Consider the following 20098-nt stretch of genomic DNA (forward strand, 5'->3'; position numbering starts at 1 on the left):
CGTTAAAATTTATAGGTCACTCCCATGCGGAAGTTACGTCTGGCTTCGACGATATAGGAATAATAATCCACACCACCGAGCTTCTGAACGGCCGCACTTGCTTTGGAGATCGATCCAGCAGTCAGCAATTTGCGGTTGTCCAACACATTATTGATTACGACCGAAATGGCATACTTCCCTTTTTGATAGCTGATGCCTGCATCGGTACGCAGATAATTCTTGAAATTACTTTCTTTTGTTGTCCCAACTGCACGGTCAAACATTCCCTGAACACTTCCCATAAAGCCAAGTCCACGCACTTTCCCATCCTGAATACGATAGGATACAAATGCATTGGCTGTATGTTTGGCCGTATTCGGAGTGATATTACCTATATTTTCTTCTTTGGTATCTTTGGAGATCTTCGAATCTGTCAAGGCATAATTTGCATTCACATTCAGCCCCTTAATAATTTCACCGGTGACATCAAATTCGATACCCTTGCTTCTGGTTTCTCCCAATTGGGTCTGGAATGACACACCATTAACGACGTGACTCGGATCGGGGTCAGCTACCAGCGCATTTTTACGGGCAATAGTGTAGGCACTTAACGTGGAGATCCATTTTCCACCCATCCACTCTTTCTTAACACCTGCTTCTAAATCATTTCCGCGTATTGGTTTGAAAGCATTACCTTCCCAGTCGGTACCAGCGACAGGAACAAAAGATTGATCAAACAAGCCATATACACTCATGGATTTATCGATCGAATAGCTCAACCCTACCCTCGGCGTAAATGCTTTATCGGTTCTGTCAGCTACAGACGTTTTTCCTATGGTCTCATTAATTGTATAGCGTAAGCCAAGCGATAAACGCAATTTCTCTTCCAGGAACGCCAATTCATCGTGCGCGTAGAATGACATATAGTTTGTTGAAGTCACGTAGTTGCTACCGCCCGCACGGACCTTTACACTCTGCGAACGATCCAGCGTAGGGAATACACTGCCTGGAATACCGTATTTAGGATCATAGACGTTGAGCGGAGCTGAAGGAATCGAATCTAAAATCGTTCTAAAATCGCCCCAGAACTTCTTATTACCATAGTCGGCTCCCACCAAAATCCGATGACGAACGCTTCCGGTATATTCTTCTCCGTTTAAAGAAACCTGACCAAAACTATTTTCACCATGTTCGTCGGCAATACTGTAATAACGTGGCATATCGCCATTGGCTTTCATGTAATTCAGCCATGTACTGGTGGCTTTCATATCAAAATTGAAATAGGCCATCTGTGCATGCAATTTCCAGTTTTCGTTTAGTTTGCGATCCAGGTAAATATAGGCACTATGGTCTTTTAGCTTTCCGGGCTCCATGGAGGGATCACCATAGAAGAAGTCATTGGCAATACCCGGATCGGCAAATCCTTTGGGTGAGAACGTATAATTACCATTTGATAGGTAGGTAGACCCTTGGTAGGTGTATTCAAATGTTAAGTTCGTCAAAGAATCTACTTTATAGGTAACCACTGGCGCTATAACAAGCCGGTTACTGTAATTATATTTTGTAAAAAAATCTTTTTGTTGTCCGGCCACATTCAGACGGTAAAGCAGTTTGCCATCTTTGCGCAATTTACCATCCAAGTCAACGGCAGCGCGATAGGTACTGAAGCTCCCTGTATTCAGGGTAACAGACCCCTTGGTATTACCGGTAGGTTTTTTTGTTACCACATTATAAAAGCCGCCAGGTTCGCCATTGGCAAGCATAAAACCGGCTGGTCCTTTTACAAATTCGATCCGTTCGATCATACTTGCATCTTCGGCTGTAGGCCCCCAAGAAGCTTCAATGTTCATCCCATTACGGAATGCAGGGATCTTAGAGCCACGCATACGGATATTGGCATATTGGTTGTCCCAATGGCCCTGACGTGTTGCGCCACTAACATTACGCGTAATACCATCAACAATGTCGAAAACCTGTTGATCTGCCATTAAATCGGAAGAAATAACCTGTATATTTTGAGGCAGCTCTAGGATTGGTGTTTTAAGGCGTAACGATCCGGAGATACTGTCAAACTTATAATGCTCATAGTATTTACCATAAACCGCAACTTCGTCAATAGCTTGCGATTGGTCCTTTAAGATAATGGGACCAAGGTTTGCCGTCTCATCTGTTACGTTCACTTCCATCGTATGCTTACCGTAACCGATCGCTTTAATCTCGATATGGTAGGTTTTGGATGAAAGCTTATGAAAAGCGAAATGCCCCTCACTATCTGTGCTGGTGGTCACACCTGTATTAGTTAATTTTACTGTCGCTCCTGTGATAGGTTCGGATTTTTCATTGATAAGAATTCCTTCAATGACTTTGTTCGTCTGTGCTTGTGCAACAGAAAAGACCGAACTAATCATAGGAATAGCCAAAAAGGATAAAGTTTTATTCATGAATGTAGTATGGTAGATGTTTTATTATAGTAGATTTTTCTTAGATATTTTTTTGTAAGGACCCATTGGTGTTGCCATCGTTTCAGATAGATCCTTATGCTGTCTGCGCTATAGCTGCGATTATTTGACGGTAATGAAAGTTGTACTTCCCTGCCATGCCGAAGCATAGGCTTTCCCTTCATGTTCACCTGCAGTTTCAGCAAACGTACTTGCTTCCAAGACGTATGGACCAGCCCATATTGCGTCAAATGTCAGGATGCCATGCTCGTCCGCAACAAACTCTTTTCCCCAACCGGTAGTCGAAAAAACAGAAACTTTGGCCTGTGGAACAGCTTTGCCGAAGCTGGTGATCTTTGCTTGTATACGTTGCCCCTTTTTTGCGTTAGCCGCACCAAGCAACTCAATTTGCAATGGGCTTTTTACATTTTTATAATCGAGTGTTGCAGACTTTCCTACGATAACAGGCACTAAGGAAGAAAATTCATATTTCGTTTTACCGCCTAGATCTTTAGGTGCTTTAACAATGGATAGGAAATAGGTTCCGGCTGCTGTAGGTTGGAATGAACCGCTAAAGTGATCGCCTTGATTCGTCAATTGAAGCTTGACGGGTTCCTGTCCCGGGGCATGCAACATTAATGAGAAGTCCTTCACGTCGGAGTACCATTTGTCGACCTGATCTCTTTCATTCGTTGCAAACTCGCCGTAATATACCTTGACTTCATGGGATTGGTTTAACGTTCCATAAGAAGATGATTCAATCCAAAGGGCATGGGCATGACTAGAGTGACTACACAGTAATACCGTAAGGAATGTAAAAAATGAAATTAAAATTTTCATAATATGTTGATTGATGTTTAGTTTTCTTCAACTTATTATGGGAGAATTTGCAGGTTTTGCATATGCTTAACAACGAATAAAATAATAAAATTCGTTATCTTGCAAGTTCTTCCATATCGTATATCGGGAGTAACTGACACAGCGTGCTGTTTCAGTCATCTACATGCAGTTGCCGCTGTATGTAGATTAACGCCATGTGATAGATTGCCGTCTATTACATGGTGTTTTTTGTTTCTTGTTGTCCAAATAAGTATAAAAGATATTATTTAGACTGATTAAAAACAAAGCAAATATAACAGGAAATCTTTTTAAAACAACTAATTTTTTCATTTTACAGTATTCTTACGCTTTAACTGAAGAAATACAGCGAACAAAAAGAGCGTTGTTAGTTAGGAAGAGAGTGCGGAAAGGATTGAAAAAGATGCCACATGGTTTTCCAGCACAAGTTTCAGGTCGAATAATTCTGTTTCCTGGTAACGTGTCGCGACATGTAGCTGGATACGTTCGCAATGTGGTTCGAAAGTTTGCTGTACCAGATCGACGGTATTATTTTCGCCGGAGAGGTGAGTGAGGATAAGATGTTTAAGACGGTCGGTTTTATAGGCGTTAAACAGTTCGACGGCAACACGATTTGACAAGTGTCCCCAACCACTGCTGATCCGATTTTTCAGAAAATAGGAATAGCGTCCTGTACGCAACATCTCCTCGTCATAATTTGATTCCAGGAGCAAAACATCCGAATGTTGAATAACATGCTGCACATTTTCGCAAGGTCGTCCAATATCTGTCAGGACACCGATATTGTATGTTCCATCTGAGACAAGAAAGCTGCAGGGTTCTTTGGCATCGTGATATTTGGGAATACCATACACCTTAAGCCCTCCAATTTCAACAACCTGATTAGGAGAAATGATATGGACCAAATGGGATGGAAGATGCAAACGGGTACCATCGTAACTCCCCTTGGTAATATAAACCGGTAAATTATATTTTTTGGCAAATACAGATAGGCCCCTAATATGATCAGAATGTTCATGGGTAATGAAAATTGCTTTGATCTGAGTCGGTAAAATACCCAGGTTGTACATCCGCAGGTGCATATGCTTGCTGTTGATTCCAGCATCTATCAGGATAGCAGAATCATCTTTAGCGACATAATAACAGTTCCCATTACTTCCGGAGGCGATTGCACAATATTTCATTCGTTTACGCTATTTATAAGAATAAATCTATTTTACCGCGTCAAAGATACGAAAAACGAGAAAACTTCGGCAGTCATTAACATTCCGGCAAACTCAATGGAATATTGACGGCCAATCCACCGTCTGCTGTTTCCTTATATTTGGCATTCATATCCAAAGCAGTCTCCCACATAGTTTTAACCACCGTATCCAAACTTACTTTTGCTTTATCCGGATTCGATTGCAGTGCCAATTGTGCAGCAGTAATTGCCTTGATGGCTCCCATTGTGTTACGTTCGATGCATGGAATTTGTACCAGTCCACCGATTGGATCGCATGTCAATCCGAGGTGATGTTCCATGGCAATCTCGGCAGCCATCAGCACCTGGCGCTGTGATCCGCCCAGCACTTCTGTCAGCGCCCCGGCTGCCATCGCTGATGAAACGCCAATCTCGGCCTGACAACCGCCCATTGCGGCTGAAATGGTTGCATTTTTCTTAAATATCGATCCGATCTCGGATGCGGTAAGAATAAATTGGATAATTTTATTTTCACGCATTCCGTCGTGGAAAGTAATGTAATATTGCAATACTGCTGGGATAACGCCTGAGGCTCCATTGGTAGGTGCTGTAACCACACGCCCGAAAGAGGCGTTCTCCTCATTTACGGCAAGTGCAAAACAACTTACCCAATCCAGAATATATTGAAAGTTTTGGCCGCCCTCGCGAATGGCCGCTACCCAGGACTCATAATCTTGATAACTTCGTCCCTGCATTAACTTCTTGTTTAGCTTGGCTGCTCTACGTTCGACATTTAAGCCCCCAGGTAATGTCCCGCCAGTATGACAGCCGCGGTAGATACATTCATGTATTGTTTTATAAATATTCAAAACGCCTGCCACGGTTTCACTTTCTTCACGCCATGCACATTCATTTTCAAGGACCAGCTCCGAGATTTTCAGACCCGTTTTCATCGTCCAATGCAAGAGTTCCTGTGCAGTATCGACAGGAAACGGAAGGTCCACTTCAGACAAAACACCTTCAGTATCATTTTCCTGCACCACAAAACCACCCCCTATCGAATAATAGGTTTCGGTCATTGCCTTACCATTGGATAGGAATGCCTGAAAGGTCACTGCGTTGGGGTGAAAAGGTAAACTTTCCGCATATAGAAACAAGAGGTCTTCCGGATAGGAAAAAGGAATCGTCCGTTCGCCAGCGACTTCCAGTTCGCCGACTGTCTTAATATGCTCGACTTTGGGCATCACGCTATTGACATCAAAGGTAACCGGATCATCTCCACTTAGTCCCAGGAGCACAGCAATATCGGTACCATGTCCAGCACCGGTTTTGGCCAAAGAACCATACAGCAGGATTTTGACTTGTTCGACTTCATGCAAGACACCTTTTGACCTGAGAACAGCTGTAAATTGCTGGGCTGCACGCCAAGGTCCCAAGGTATGCGAACTCGAGGGTCCTATACCAATCTTAAACATGTCAAAAACGGATATTTGTTCTTTGCTCATAATCTTTTTTATTGCGGTCAGCCGATCAAGCCATTGCTTTTGTGAAAACCGCATCTAAATTAGCACAAATAAAGTACAATGTTACTTGTATTTGCATTATTATCAATTTGAAAACCAAGCTCAGGTTCTTTTAACAAGTATCCAACAAACATCTTACATTTTTTAGGGAAAAAGTAAGAAATGCTTCCCTATCTTTGTTGGCTATAATTTATAGAATGACGGGAAAAACATATTTATATTCTTTTTTTACCATTGTTATCTGTTTATTTTCGATTAGAACGTATTCCCAGCAACTACCTAAGCGGGAGTTTCGTGGCGTGTGGGTTGCAACCATAGGTAATATAGACTGGCCCTCTGTCAAAGCGGGCAATAATGTCGCACAGCAAAAACAGGAGTTTATTGATTTATTGGACCAGCACCGCAGCGCGGGACTGAATGCCATTATTTTGCAGGTACGTCCGGCTGCCGACGCATTTTACGCGAAGGGCAGAGAACCATGGAGTAGATATCTAACCGGGAAACAGGGATTACCACCTTCGCCATTTTATGACCCCTTGGAGTTTGCCATCACCGAGGCCCACAAGAGAGGAATGGAACTACATGCCTGGTTCAATCCGTATCGTGCTTCGACAACATTAAATCCGGCCCATTTTTCGGATGAGCATATTACCAAGCGTCACCCGGAATGGTTCTTCACCTATGCTGGCAAGAAGCTTTTCAACCCCGGTATTCCGGAAGTTCGCAAATATATTATTGATGTCATCATGGATGTGGTCAAAAACTACGATGTAGATGGCATTCATTTCGATGATTATTTTTACCCCTATCCCGATAGCAGAAATACACCGGTACCGGATCAGATTACCTTTGGTCAATATAATAATGGGATCGAGAAAATTGACGACTGGCGACGCAACAATGTCAACGTACTGGTGCACGATCTTGGTGTTGCCATCAAAAAGATAAAACCATATGTCAAATATGGCATTAGTCCTTGTGGGGTATGGGACAACAAAGAAAATAACAGTGCCGGATCAGATACCCGTGGTCTGAGCGCTTACCGGGAACTGTATGCTGACGGTGTCAAATGGATGCAGGAAGGTTGGATCGATTATATCAATCCACAGATCTACTTTCCATTCAAAAATCGCGCAGCAGCCTATGAGATCTTGGTTGACTGGTGGCAGAAACACACCTATGGCCGTCACTTTTATGTCGGGCATGGAGCTTATCGTGTTACCGAAAATAAAATCGGCTGGACAGACCGTAGTCAGATCCCCAGACAGGTACGCCACTTAAGGGAGGAGCACGATGTGGAGGGAAGTATTTATTTCAGTTCCAAATCACTTACGGACAATCTTGTTGGATTGCAGGATTCCATGCGAAATGACCTGTACCGTACACCGGCTTTACCCCCTACAATGCCTTGGTTAGATAGTATCCCACCCAATGCCCCCTTCGGTCTTCTGGTGAAAAATTCGGCCAATGGTAAAATGAACACCTTATTTTGGCAAAAACCCGATGTGGCCAATGATGGGGAGTCGGCTTATGGCTATGTGATCTATCGGTTCAACCTCGATGAAAAAGTAAACATTAAAGACCCTGGAAAAATCATTTTTATCACCTTTGATGGGGATAAGCTTCAATATACCGATGACGATATCAAACAGCATCAAAAGTATAAATATGTCGTGACGGCGATCGACCGTATGAAAAATGAAAGTAAGCCATCCGATAGCAGGTCCGCCCATGAAGAGATTTAAGTGCTGCTAAAAAAAATACCCCTTCCGAAATGGCTTTGCAATTGCAGGAGGGCCATTTTTGGAAGAGGTACCGTGTTGGTGTGATTTTATAATGCTTTATTTCCCCTGTCCGTATTTAAATTTTTTGTTTATCGTAACAGGGAGTTTTCCTTTCGGCGTATTTTGCCCTAAAATAGTTTTCACTGCCGCTTTCTGCATGAAAGCATCATTTTGATAGGCCAGCAAAATTGTTTTTGCTTTTTTGGATGCTTCAAATCCATCCACAGCATAGGCATTGGTAAATAAAGTCAGGATTGATTTTTTTGCAAATTTCTTCATCAGGCCCTGAACATCTTTATTTAATACCATGGTCGGACGTGGACGAAGTCTCGTATCGTGTACGGCAATAATAAATTGTTTGTTCTTCTTGATTTCTTTGGTAAGACGCTTGATATCATCCTTACTTGTGCTATCCGTGATGAAATATTGTGTTTCATTGGTCAGCGCACTCGCTAATTCATGCTGGAAAGTCTGATTAGCTGTAATTCCGATATTGATAATAGCGGTAGGTAAATCCTTTTTGAATGATTTTATTTTTTCGGTAGAATTTAATGCCGTGATCGCTGCATTTGACAGTTCGTCAATGAGCTGAACCGCTGAGGCACGATGTAAATCATTATATAGATTCTGTTGTGCTGTCGCCTGATATTTATCTAAACCAAGCCAGAGCTTAGCGGCAAGCACTCGTTTTACCCGCGCATCAATATCGGCCTGTGCTATGCGTCCCTCTTCAATGGCTTTTACAATCAAATCGATCGCACGCTTGCTATTCTCCGACACTTCAAGTAAATCATGCCCTGCAATAATCGCCTGTACGTCGGCTTCTCCATTTGGAAAAAACTTCTTTACACCTTTCATGTCCATTGCATCAGTAACTGTTAGTCCTTTAAAGCCAAGTTCATTACGCAAAAGATCGGTTACAACCTTTTTAGAGATGGAAGATGGCATATTAGGCGTGTCATCTAAACTCGGAATATTCATGTGGGCCACCATAACAGCAGGTGCACCGGCTTTAATAAGCTCTTTGAACGGATACAACTCCAGGGTATCCAAGCGTTTTTTGTCAAAAGGTAGTTGCGGCAGATCATAATGAGAATCCACATCTGTATCGCCATGCCCCGGGAAGTGTTTAATGGAAGCCAGGATACCACCATCCACCATACCGTCCATATACGCTTTAGCTTTCTGGGTTACATTATATTTATTATCACCGAAGGAGCGGATACCGATAACGGGATTTTTAGGGTTATTGTTGATATCCACATCAGGGGCAAAATTGAAATGCATACCTATACGTTGGAAGTCTAAAGCAACCTCACGTCCCATGCGATAAATCAGCTGATTATCCTGAACGGCCCCTAAAGTCATCTGATAAGGGAACGACAAAGTAGAATCTGGCATACGCATGCCTAATCCCCACTCGCCATCAAATGTCACCATCAATGGGACCTTGGACAGGGATTGATACCGATTGAACATATCAACATGGCGGACAGGACCGCCCTGAAAAACAACGAGACCGCCCAAATGTTGGTCCTGTATAACCTGAGCTACGGAGTCAATATATTTCTGTCCTAAATTGGTGTGTGCCCTAACCAAAAATAACTGTGCAACTTTTTCTTTTGGCGTCAACGTATTGAATACCGCATCGACCCATGCATGCTGGGAGTTCATGTATTTCACAAAATCTTTTTTGTCCTGAGCTTTCAAAAAAGAAATTGTGCCGACTAATGCCAATATTCCCAGACCGAGTTTTTTGAACATAAATTAGTTTGTATAATGTATTTAAAATAGAAATACTAAGGACGTTATTATTTTGGACAATATGAAATTGTTTTTGCAACAATTTCATATAAACACGCATAAAACAGCAATTCGTAAGGTGCAGAGCTGAAATATACCGCATGTCAATTGGTGGGAGCAATACTAACACTTAATATATAGAAAAATAACAGCGCCGGAATACAACTGCCATCCAACGATTACAATTCAATTATCGGTTTGATAAGCACGAAAGAACTTTATCAAGGAATAGATGTTTAGAAAAGACTATAATTCAGCTTTTTAAGCTAAATCAGGTTATATTTTTTCTCTAGAAACAGCGTCAACTCCATCACATTTTCCAATTCACCTATCGCTTCCTTTTTCCACAGCTTGTCGATAATCAACAAGAGAAATTGTGTTTCGAGATCTGGATTTTCATAGTTCAGATCTTCAAAAGCACGATGGATAATGGGCTGCACAGGCTTCATAAACTGCTCGTGCTGTTGTTTGGAAAAGGGGTGATGAGACAAACGCTCCTGCAATTTCCAAAATAAGGGTTCCGCGGTAACCAATTTATTGGGTAGATTGATCATTGTGCGCAGAAATTCCCTTGGTTCACGATAGGTCATCATTCCGCGGTGGTGCGTAAGAACCTTACGATAACCTGATTTAATCAAATAAACCAACAGTGCGTCTTTATTCCCAAAATGTTTAAAGATTAATGCTTCGGAAACTCCTGCATTTTGGGCAATCGTTTTGGTAGAGGTATTCGTATAGCCTTGATCTGAAAAAAGCAACAAGGCTTCTTTCATAATACGCTCTTTTCTACTCAAAACACTTTCTTTCATCTTTTATTTTTTTAATCTATATCCGCATATCACTCGATCGTTATACGGACTTGTTCAGTTGATTTTATAATTCTACTGCAAATATATCTAATCTTTCCATTCACTTGGGGTTATTGTAACTAAAATGATAATAATTCGTAACAAATAGTGCCATATTTTTGGGAAATAAAATTATATAACCGTCAACAACACATTAAAACACATTTGCACCTCGACCGATGAAGATCAAACTTTGGCCCATTTTGTTCTTTTCTATCTGCTTATCGCTATTGGGGAAAAACGGGCAAGCCCAACAGTATATTACGGGCAAGCTGCTTGACAATACGACTTCGCAGCCTATCAGAGGTGCAAGCATCACCATTATAGCGGTAAAAGATTCCAGTAAAGTCCAGGTTCCGACAGACATTTTGGGCAGATTCAGCAGCAGTACACTTCCCAACGGAGATTATTTGGTCAGTACACAGCCGATGGGATACAGCATGGATCTTCGGCGTGTAAAACTAATCGGGCAAACAATCGATTTAATGTTTAAACTCACTAATGCCGAGATTGTACTGGATGAAATTAACATTTCTTCGAGCAGTATACAGGTTAAAGGAGATACGCTGGAGTTTGACACCAAGAAATATATCACGCAGGATTTTGCAGATGCTGACGAATTGGTCAAACAGATTCCTGGTGTTGAAATTGATGAAGATGGCAATGTAAAAGCGCAGGGCGAACCTGTCAATAAGATTATTATTGATGGTCGGGAGTTTTTTAGTACCGATCCTAAGGTTGCTCTAAAAAACCTTCCGGCCGATGTTATCGCCAAGATCCAAATTATCGATGACAAAACCGAGCAGGCCAAGTTTAGTGGTTTTGACGATGGAAAACGCATGAAAGTGATCAATATTGTCACCAAGCCTGATAAAAGAAAATCCTATTTTGGCAAGCTCTCCGGAGGTGCGGGTCCCGACCGAAAATATGCCGTCAATACACAGGTAACCAAAATGAACCCCAAACGGCAATATTCAATTGACATCAATACCAACAATGTTAATCAGCCCAATGGTTTTGCGACCCGCGGAAACACCAGAGGACGTACCGGACAAGGGGTGACGACGCGCTTTAACGCCGGTTTCAACTACTTGGATCGCTTTTTCGATGACCGCATGGACTTCAATGCGAATTATACCTACAACTATACGGACAATAACATCGTCAGCCAAAATAAAACAGAATATACGGCAGGTAACCGGGCCAACCAAATCAACAATCAAGATCAATTAAACAGTACTTACGGCAACAATCATGCTTTATCTATCCGCGCAAACTGGAAGATAGATTCGATTCAGAAACTGGACTTTCAGCCTAATTTCTCCTATCAAAGTAACGATAGGAATACAAGTTCCACAGGCAATACCTTGTTAAATCTAGCAGAAATGCTGAATAGTTCCGACCGTAGGAATAAGAGCTTTGGAGAAAACTTCAACTGGGGCGGAGACCTAACTTACATGCGGAGACTCAACAAACCTGGGCGCACGATCAGTTTTAATTTCAATGGCTCATTTAACAGCAACAAGAGTCATGCGGAAAATTTTGCACTAAACTCCTATTATAAAGAGGGCTTATTCAGCCGGGTCGACACCGTCAACAATAGGAACTATACCATGGGTGACAATAACGGCTTTCGCTCAAAGATAGCCTATACCGAGATGCTCGGTAAGTATTCCCGGTTGCAAGAGAATTATACTTTTCGGAATACGGCACGCTATTCGGACCGCAGGACCTATGAATTTCTGGCCGAAACAGGCCAGCTAGGGGAATTAAAAAATCGTCTTTCCAATGAATTCCGGAATGATTTTGTTTACCATAGTGGTGGGGTTTCCTACTTATTTAACAAAAAGGATAGCATAAGATTTCAGATTGGTTTAGATTATCAGACGGCTTCACAGGTCAATGATAAATTGTTTCCGAATATACTGACCACAAAAAGCCGCTTCAATAGCCTACTACCTAACCTCAACTTCCAATATAATTTCAATAAGGATACTCGGGTCGAGTTTCGGTATAATGCAAAGACAAATACCCCTTCCATCGAGCAATTGCAAGATTTTATAGACAATCAAAATCCACTACGCATTAGCTCGGGAAATCCGGATCTTAAGCAAGAATATGACCATAACCTTGTGGTACAATTTAGATCGATCAATAAAGGCTCGGGCAGAAGTTTCACCTCTGACATTACAGCAGATTTTATTGAACATAAAATCTCCAATACCATTTTCACCACAGATTCAGCATTTACGATCGCAGCGGATGTTATACTCGGGCCTGGTGGGCAATACATCAGGCCCGAAAATTTCAATGGGGTCTATAATCTCAAATGGCAAAATAGCCTTGGATACCGCCTTGAACCATGGAAACTTAACTTCAACCTAAACAATAACCTCTATTTCAACCAGAATTACACCTTATTGAATCTCGAAAAGGTCAATGCGCAAACGTACGGCCTGAGTCAACGGGTCGGTGTAAACACGGCATTCAGTAAGGATGTCATTATCGGACTGGATTACAATGGAAACATCGCCTTCTCCAAGAACTCAGCCAGCGAAAAATCGAATTATTCGGTCTATAAACATACCATTGGTAATTCCATTGCATTGACTTTATTAAAAACTTGGACGCTCAATTCAACGTTCAACTACCTTTACAATGGCAGCATCCTGAATTCACCAAGTACGACAAGTTTGTTGTGGAATGTCTCTATCGGCAAGAAATTGTTCAAACGTAGGAATGCCGAGATCAATCTCACGGTATTTGATCTATTTAATGACAATAAAAACATCAATCAGCAGGTCAATGATCTTTGGGTACGTGTATCCCAATCAAATGCAATAACACGCTACGCCATATTAAGTTTTACCTACCATATTCGGGGACTCGGCAGAAAAGGAGAAATGAAAACCCGTCGTTAATATGCACCATTGCCAATCCACGTGGAACACTCCGATCAATCAATCAATCAATCAACAGTAAGCATATAGCCAACTCCTCTGACATTGGTAATCTTGATGCGGTCATCCTGACTGAGGTATTTTCGTATCCGGCTGATAAACACATCCAAGCTTCGTCCCGTAAAATATTTATCATGACTCCAATAGGCACGCATGATATCCTCGCGTGGGATGACCTTATCTTTTTGTTCGTATAACTTCCGCAGCAGTTCACTTTCACGGAAAGACAGCTTAAGCACCTCACCTTGATAGGTCAACTGATGTTTTAGGCTATCGAGGCTATAGTCTCCTATCATTAGCTTTTGGCCGAACAGCATTTTGGGGCTATTTTTTAACAGGGACTCTATCCGCACAACCAATTCTTCAATCTTAAACGGTTTTTTGACGTAATCGTCTCCGCCCAAACGAAATCCCTTTACAACATCCTCTGTCTGCACTTTGGCCGTCAAGAAGATAATGGGTATCTGCGTGTCTGATTCGCGTATTTTTGTTGCCAATGTAAAGCCATCCATGACGGGCATCATGACATCTACGACCAAAATATCCGGCCGAGCCGCTGTAAATGCTTCCAAGGCTTCATGACCATTGCTACAATGGGTGACATTAAATCCATTCGCCTCCAGGCTATCGGCAACGATCATCCCAAGACTTGGCTCATCTTCTACATATAAAATTTCAATCATAGCGTTGTCATTCAATCAAAATATATTTCGGCTTTGTTTCTAAGAAATCTTTAGGATAAATCAGCCTAATTACTGTCCGATAAACGGCCCTACTTTCTTTCTGAAATATAAATATTGCTTTTTATTTGTAAGGTAATCGGATATTAAAGGTACTCCCTTTTTCCAGCTCACTGTCCACTGTGATCTTGCCCTCGTGCCTTTTTACAACCTGCTTGACATAAGCAAGCCCCAAGCCAAAACCCTTCACATCGTGCAGATTACCGGAAGGAACCCGAAAGAACATATCAAAGATTTGATTATGGTATTCTGCGGATATTCCGTTACCATTATCTGTAATACGAATATGGACATTTTCTTTCATTTCCTTCACTTCTACCTCGATATAAACGTGCTGTCCAGCATATTTTATCGCGTTTTCCAGTAAATTATTGATCACATTTTTTAAGTGGGCTTCATCGCCATTGATCCTTATCTCACTTGGAACGGCAATGAGCTTAAAGTCCACTTGCTTGGCCTTATTCAGCTGCGCAACTTCAATGGCTCCTTTCACCATCGCGACAAGATCAAAATCAGAACGCTGCAGCACAATCCCTCTCGTTGCATCAATATCCATCTGAAGCACTTTTTCAATCATATTGGACAGATGCTCCAGTTCTTTTTTGGAGATATTCAGATAACGATTCATCTTTTCCCGGTCATCCTGTACACCATACAACTGTATCGCTTCTATAGCTGCCATCACAGTGGAAACCGGTGTTTTTAGTTCATGCGTCATGTTATCGACAAAGTTCTTACGCAGCTCGGCCATCTTATTTTGGTTGAGAATGGTTTTCATCAAATAGAAGAATGTCCCAAGCAGCAGTCCAATCAAAAGCAGTGAGATCAACAGCTGCCAACTTAAGCTATACAGCAAATACTTCCAATCCTCCTGAAACTTGATAACAAGAAATTCATTTTTTATGGGATTAACCATCATGGGTCTCGTCCAAGCAAGATTTGCTTCGCGGTATTTGCGTCGTACATCTTTGATTTGATCGTGTGGAATCGTGACAATAGCCATTTCAAATGGTACTGCTATGCTCTTATTGTTCAGGGATTCTTTAAACTTCCTTTCGATCAAATCCAGATTAGCTTTGTTCATCTCAAAGTCCCGGAACAGAAAGGGCGGGATAATTGCGCCTTGCCCTTCGCGGTCTTTGGGAAACATTTTCTCCCGCCTACTGTGGATCTCGCGATCAAATCGCTCGTTTTTAGGCCGTTCGGCGCTTACACGTTGTAAAGCCTTATCGAGTTCAGTAGCTGGCAATAAGCCCAGAAGCTCTCGTTTTACATCTTGGAGGAGGCGATTCCGATCAGCCTCGGGGCCATCTAACTTCCGATCACCATTACGCGCTTGGTATGCCTCCTGAACAGCATTGAAGAGTGAACGCTCTGCGGTAGAAAGGAACAGGTCGCGACGATTGGTATAACTTCCATAAAGCCAAAAGCCTAGCACTACAGTAATTCCTGCCCCTATTAAAACGATCAAACTGATCAGTAATTTAAATCTTCTACCCATAACTAAAACAAATTTAAATTACTAGATTTGCAATCGCTGTGGTAATTAACCATATTTAACAAAATATAACACTGATTAACAGTTCGCATTGATTACTTTTGCACTATTCAAAAATTAATATGATTAAAGACTTTAAGAGACGTAGTATTCAACTTTTACTTCCACTTTTTACATTGGCCGCTTTTGTTGGTTGTAATAAAGACATTTCGCTCTCATTGGATAGTTCAAGAGATGAAACAATCGGTTTAGTACCAATTGATACGGTTTCCGCCAAAGTTTCGACTTATCAATTGGACGATATTCCGACTTCTGCTACTGGAACAATGCTCGTAGGAAAGAATAGCAATGCTGTTACGGGTAGTATGAAGTCTACCGCCTATATGCGCCTAGGAGTAGGAACGATAAGTAATGCTTCTATACCTGACGATGCTACCTTGGATTCTGTGACCTTGGTATTAAAGCCAAACAAATATTTTTACGGTGATACAACGAAAGTACAAAAGATAGCAGTACACCGTGTCACAGAAGAAATTACGCAAACACAGATTGATTTAACCAAACCTGTTGATGAACGTCCTGTTTTTGTCACTTCTGCGGCAATATTCAGTAAACAAAAGTTTGCTTATGAAAATACGCCATTGGCACAACTTTCCTTTAAACCGCGTATACAATCGGCAGATTCTTTATTTTTTAGATTCAACAACAGCATTAGCAATGAGTTGTTTACAATGATCAAAAATAATGACAACCGGATTCAAAATAGTACAAGTTTCCAAGAGTATTTCAAAGGATTGGCACTTGTCCCTGACAATAGCAATACGGCAGTTATTGGATTCAAAGACACTGTATTTTTACAGGTCCATTATTCATTCCTGAATAATGAAGGTACAAAATCTGTTGGCAAACAATATTTTTCCATTGACAACAAAGCTTACCAGTACAATCAAATTGAAGCGGATCGCTCTGCAACAAAATTTGCACCGTTGACCTTAAAAAATCCTCAACTTGCGAGTCAACAAACTGATGGAAATGTATTTTTAGAGGGCTCAACTGGTGTTGTAGCAAAAATTGAGTTTCCAACGTTATTAGAATTGGTGAACAATCCATCCATTGCGATTAATAAGGCAGAGCTTGTCATTGAAGTCCCTAATGGCGCCGCAAGTATTTTTGATCAGCCTCAAAGTTTGGTTTTAATGGTGGCAAGTAATAATGGGAATCCGATCAGTTTGTTAACGTCTCCATATTCGACAACAACGCAACAGGCGACATTAGTGCGCGGCAATGATTTTGGTTCTAATGGTACTTATACATTCAATTTGATTGAATATTTGACAAAAATTAAAACAACAGCATACAATAATACTTCATTATATCTATCTTTACCAACATCGGGTTTGTTTTCAACTGGAAATAGATTAATATTGGCAAAAGATAATGAAAATGATCCGAAAATTAAATTAAACATCCTTTATACTAAATTTCAATAATTTATGAACAAGAAAAATTGGCTACTCGTTTTATTAGCTTTTGTATTTACAGTTACAACTATCTCTTCTTGTAAAAAAAGTGACGACAGCACAACCAAATCAGATGAATGGTTTGCAAAAGCTGCTTTTAAAGGGCCACAAACTTCATCTGCTGCTAGCTTTTTGATAAATAACGTTGCATATGTCACTACTGGTCTAGCAAGTAACGCTGGTGGTAAACCATTCCGCGTGAAAGACACGTATGCGTATGACGCAGCATCAGATACTTGGGCTGAAAAAGCACCTTTCACAGGTGTTGAGAGAAACGGTGCCATCGGTTTTTCCATTGGTAATGTCGGTTATGTTGGTGGTGGAAATGATGGAACAAACAACCTAACAGATTTCTACAAATTTGACCCTACAGCTAACGGCGGAAAAGGTGCTTGGTCAAGCATTGCTCCACTTCCTATTGCTTTGTCTAATGCAGTCGCTTTTACTTTAAACGGTGCGGCTTATGTTGGAACAGGTGAAACTGTCGTTAGTGGTGGAACAACAAATACCAATGAGTTCTACAAATATGATCCTGCGGCGAATACATGGCAAGCAATCAGTGATGCTCCTTTTTCAGCGAAAAGAAAGGCAGCTTTCTCTTTTGTTGTTAACAATGTAGCTTATGTAGGTGGTGGTATTTCTAACGGTTCTTACCCAAAAGATTTCTATAAATTTGATGGTAGCAAATGGACTAAATTGAACGATATCAATAGAGCTGATAATTCATATACTTACGATTTGACTCGTTCAAATGCTTCTGCTTTCGCAATCAATGGTACGCCATTCGTTGTTGGTGGTTACAAAAATGCAGTAATCAACAGTACATGGAAATATAATATTTCTGGTGACTACTGGACGAATGATAACGGCGCTTTCGCTGGTTCAGCACGCCAAGATGCTGTTGGTTTCGCTGTAGGAAACAACGGTTACATCACGACTGGACTTAACGGTTCATCTCGTTTTGACGATACTTGGATGTTTACTCCGATTTATTAATCGAAATAAAATCAATATAAAAAAAGGGATGGAGTTTCAAACTTCATCCCTTTTTTTGCTTCAACTATTTTGCTTCTATTGGCTGAAAAGAATTTCTAGTTTCCTTTTATAACTGCCTACTCTAGCGAAATCAGCCATCAATAATAGCATATAACCATCAGCTATATTGATGTCGGGTAAACTCTGCTCTTCTTTATTAGAGAGGCACGCTCCCGGAGATCTGCTCGCCATAATGTTTCATTCGCTCCATACAGTTCTAAAAGCAATCTGTCTCAGCCCTTGAGGTGTCATTATACAAAAGATTGAATTGCATGCCTCATACGATAACATCCATACTTCAAAAAAGGATGGGGCCAATAAAAAAGAAAATGCCCAAAAAGCCAAATCAAACCCCTTGAGAATTGAATCTCTAAAATGATGTGGCATCGGAATACGTATAAAGTTGCATGAAAAAGGGGTTATCCAATCTTTTGAATAACCCCTTCTAATTTTACACGAACTTGCAATACTGTCGACCTTACGAAGAAGGATCAAGACTTGAAGTTCATTTATTTTTCAACTGTCTTGATCTCAAATAATGTATTCCATAACTTCCCTGTTATAAAAAGACGTTTTCCAGCTTGGTCGTAAGCAATTCCATTCAATTCATTGTCATAAGCGGAAGTATGCTCATAGATACCGACAAGATTAATCCGTCCTTCTACCGCTCCTGTTTGAGGATTGATAATAACAATAACATCTTTTTGATAGACATTTGCGTAGACTTTGCCGTCTATATACTCCAGTTCATTAAGTTCATCCACTGGTCCAGCTTCATCGTAAACTCCGATAGCATTTAGCTCTTTACCGGTCGTTGCATCTAAAAAGAACAATTTATTGGATCCGTCAGACTTTATCAAATGCTGCCCATCGTAGGTCAAGCCCCAACCTTCTTTACTATTTTCATATTTAAAGGAATTTTCCTTGACAAAAGAGTTTTTATCAAAGACATATCCTTCTCCCTGTTGCCAAGTTAACATAAATAACTTATTACCTACCAATGTCATTCCTTCGGCAAAAGTCTTTTCATCAAATTTGATCTCCTGTAGTACTTTGCCTGTTTTTAGATCGACCTTTCTCAAGTTGGACTCTCCATAACGGCCATTGGATTCGTAGAGAATACCATCCGCAAACTGTAGCCCTTGTGTAAAAGCTGTGGTATCGTGCGGGTATTTGTTGACAACCTCAAAACCATAGTTCTTCGCATTTTCAGGTACAACATAAAATGTACTTGAAACAGAATCGGGTTTTCCAGCATTGTATACCAGGGCGGAAATATTACGTGTACCATAGGCCATGTCTTTGGTATCAACCGTAATTGCCGTTGTATCTGTTGATGACCCTACATGTTTATCATCTACAAAATAAGCCACAGAGTCCATTGATACAGATTCAAATTTCAATTTCAATTGGACCTGAGCACCTTTTAAAACAGCTTGATTTGCTCCAGGAGAGGCAAATTCCAAACTTGATTTTTTTGACTTACAAGAAGCAAAAGCTAGTGCTGCAATTGCCATAAAATAAGTTATTTTTCTCATCTATGTATAGTTATTTATAAGTACGTATCCTCAACTATCCCAAAACGCATCTTTGATATGATTGAGTGCTGTTTTGGGAGATTTTGTTATTGCGACAACATCAAATCTGACTTCACCGACATAACCTGTTTTAAGAATATAAGCCTGAGCTGCACGAATCAGTAGACGCTGTTTTTTGCGATCCACAAATTCGTAAGGTTCGCCGAAATCCGTTCCCGACCGCGTTTTTACTTCAACAAATACCAAGGTATTCTTGTCCACGACAATCAAATCTACTTCTAAATTCTTAAATCGCCAATTTCTTAACACTATTTTATAGCCTATCTTGACGAGGTATTCCATGGCCATTTGCTCGCCCCATTCGCCCGTTTCAAGATGCTTTGCCATATCA

General features: G+C 40.9%; 14 protein-coding genes. 4 read left to right on the plus strand and 10 right to left on the minus strand.

Annotation, left to right across the window (positions count from 1 at the left end):
• Nucleotides 1-2 precede the first annotated feature (2 nt).
• The 4 genes from B3P16_RS13785 to B3P16_RS13800 all read right to left on the minus strand — a co-directional run bounded on the left by B3P16_RS13785 (nucleotide 3) and on the right by B3P16_RS13800 (nucleotide 5963).
• Nucleotides 3-2420, minus strand: a complete 2418-nt coding sequence (locus tag B3P16_RS13785) for a TonB-dependent siderophore receptor (protein ID WP_112375063.1) — start codon at nucleotides 2418-2420, stop codon at nucleotides 3-5.
• Between the two features lie 120 nt (nucleotides 2421-2540).
• Nucleotides 2541-3257, minus strand: coding sequence for a DUF4198 domain-containing protein (locus B3P16_RS13790; protein ID WP_286843301.1), 717 nt, complete (start codon nucleotides 3255-3257; stop codon nucleotides 2541-2543).
• A 389-nt stretch (nucleotides 3258-3646) separates the two neighbouring features.
• Nucleotides 3647-4459 carry an MBL fold metallo-hydrolase gene (locus tag B3P16_RS13795; RefSeq protein ID WP_286767509.1) on the minus strand — a complete coding sequence of 271 codons (813 nt, stop codon included), beginning with the start codon at nucleotides 4457-4459 and terminating at the stop codon, nucleotides 3647-3649.
• 76 nt (nucleotides 4460-4535) lie between these two features.
• Nucleotides 4536-5963: an L-serine ammonia-lyase gene (locus B3P16_RS13800; protein WP_286843303.1), complete on the minus strand. Its 1428-nt coding sequence runs from the start codon at nucleotides 5961-5963 to the stop codon at nucleotides 4536-4538.
• Between the two features lie 215 nt (nucleotides 5964-6178).
• Here B3P16_RS13800 and B3P16_RS13805 point away from each other — a divergent pair, with 215 nt between their 5' ends.
• A complete protein-coding gene (locus B3P16_RS13805) occupies nucleotides 6179-7726 on the plus strand; it encodes a glycoside hydrolase family 10 protein (RefSeq protein WP_070561357.1) in 1548 nt (515 codons plus the stop codon).
• 96 nt (nucleotides 7727-7822) lie between these two features.
• Here B3P16_RS13805 and B3P16_RS13810 read toward each other — a convergent pair whose 3' ends face one another.
• Nucleotides 7823-9529, minus strand: a complete 1707-nt coding sequence (locus B3P16_RS13810) for a glycoside hydrolase family 3 protein (protein ID WP_286843305.1) — start codon at nucleotides 9527-9529, stop codon at nucleotides 7823-7825.
• A gap of 305 nt (nucleotides 9530-9834) precedes the next feature.
• Nucleotides 9835-10377: a TetR/AcrR family transcriptional regulator gene (locus B3P16_RS13815; RefSeq protein WP_286843306.1), complete on the minus strand. Its 543-nt coding sequence runs from the start codon at nucleotides 10375-10377 to the stop codon at nucleotides 9835-9837.
• Between the two features lie 218 nt (nucleotides 10378-10595).
• Here B3P16_RS13815 and B3P16_RS13820 point away from each other — a divergent pair, with 218 nt between their 5' ends.
• Nucleotides 10596-13337 carry an outer membrane beta-barrel protein gene (locus tag B3P16_RS13820; RefSeq protein ID WP_286843307.1) on the plus strand — a complete coding sequence of 914 codons (2742 nt, stop codon included), beginning with the start codon at nucleotides 10596-10598 and terminating at the stop codon, nucleotides 13335-13337.
• Nucleotides 13338-13384: 47 nt separating this feature from the next.
• Here the strand turns inward: B3P16_RS13820 and B3P16_RS13825 are convergent, their stop codons facing one another.
• Entirely contained in the window at nucleotides 13385-14059 is a 675-nt protein-coding gene (locus B3P16_RS13825) for a response regulator transcription factor (protein WP_070561365.1), read from the minus strand.
• 121 nt (nucleotides 14060-14180) lie between these two features.
• On the minus strand, nucleotides 14181-15617 hold the full coding sequence (locus tag B3P16_RS13830) for a sensor histidine kinase (protein ID WP_286843308.1): 1437 nt from the start codon (nucleotides 15615-15617) through the stop codon (nucleotides 14181-14183).
• A 119-nt stretch (nucleotides 15618-15736) separates the two neighbouring features.
• Between B3P16_RS13830 and B3P16_RS13835 the strand changes: the two genes are divergently transcribed.
• Nucleotides 15737-17104 carry a DUF4270 family protein gene (locus B3P16_RS13835; RefSeq protein ID WP_201640011.1) on the plus strand — a complete coding sequence of 456 codons (1368 nt, stop codon included), beginning with the start codon at nucleotides 15737-15739 and terminating at the stop codon, nucleotides 17102-17104.
• Between the two features lie 3 nt (nucleotides 17105-17107).
• Nucleotides 17108-18130, plus strand: a complete 1023-nt coding sequence (locus B3P16_RS13840) for a Kelch repeat-containing protein (RefSeq protein ID WP_046672697.1) — start codon at nucleotides 17108-17110, stop codon at nucleotides 18128-18130.
• 548 nt (nucleotides 18131-18678) lie between these two features.
• Here B3P16_RS13840 and B3P16_RS13845 read toward each other — a convergent pair.
• Both B3P16_RS13845 and B3P16_RS13850 read right to left on the minus strand, forming a co-directional pair.
• Nucleotides 18679-19707 (minus strand): glutaminyl-peptide cyclotransferase, encoded by a 1029-nt coding sequence (locus tag B3P16_RS13845; RefSeq protein WP_286843309.1) that lies wholly within the window; start codon nucleotides 19705-19707, stop codon nucleotides 18679-18681.
• Nucleotides 19708-19737: 30 nt separating this feature from the next.
• Nucleotides 19738-20094, minus strand: a complete 357-nt coding sequence (locus tag B3P16_RS13850) for a YraN family protein (protein WP_286843310.1) — start codon at nucleotides 20092-20094, stop codon at nucleotides 19738-19740.
• Nucleotides 20095-20098 lie beyond the last annotated feature (4 nt).

This window comes from Sphingobacterium sp. UBA7631 (assembly GCF_002483935.1).
In the GTDB taxonomy this organism is placed as follows: domain Bacteria; phylum Bacteroidota; class Bacteroidia; order Sphingobacteriales; family Sphingobacteriaceae; genus Sphingobacterium; species Sphingobacterium multivorum.